Genomic DNA, 658 nt, shown 5'->3' on the forward strand with positions numbered 1-658 from the left:
TACGCCGTTTGTCCGATCATCCTGTTTCTTTGCCGATGCGATAAAAAGAAGACAAGCCAAGTTGAATGTGCCAAAAGCGCTTATTTTACGAAGAGATGCAATGGGGTTTTTGTTTGTAATTTGCGTTTCATGGATTTATCAAAAAAGTTATTATTGATCATCATTTAAAATTAACTCGATCGACTATATCGGAAAATGGGAATAGAAAATAGCAGCTTATATTTTATATTCTCCGACGTTTTTTCCTGATTATACCGACACTAATTGGTATCTTAACAGTAACGTTTATTATTATTCAATTTACGCCAGGAGGACTTATTGAAAATATTGTCGCTCAGTTACAAGGAATAGGTGGGGGAGTGTTCTGGTCTTTCTTCTGATGTCGTTTTGGATGATGCACATGTTGGATCGTTTTCTTCGGGAGTTTTTAAATATCGTGGTGCGCAAGGATTTTGATCCAGAATTTATTGCCAAACTTGAATAGCAATTTGGATTTGATAAGCTGCCGTTGGAGCGTTATTTGACAATGCTTGACCTTTATCTGTGTTTTGATTTTGGGGATTCTTATACACAAGGACGTTCGGTTATTGCGCTTATAGAGTGCTTTACCTGTTTCTCTTTTACTCGGGTTTTGGCAATTGCTGATTTCCTACGTTAT

The 658-nt window shown here is 36.8% G+C and carries 1 pseudogene; it reads left to right on the forward strand.

The window, feature by feature from the left end:
- Positions 1-218: 218 nt before the first annotated feature.
- Positions 219-658, forward strand: a pseudogene (locus tag ACFIK8_RS11850) (microcin ABC transporter permease); the annotation flags it as partial.

It is taken from the genome of Bartonella sp. MR168JLCBS (assembly GCF_042194175.1).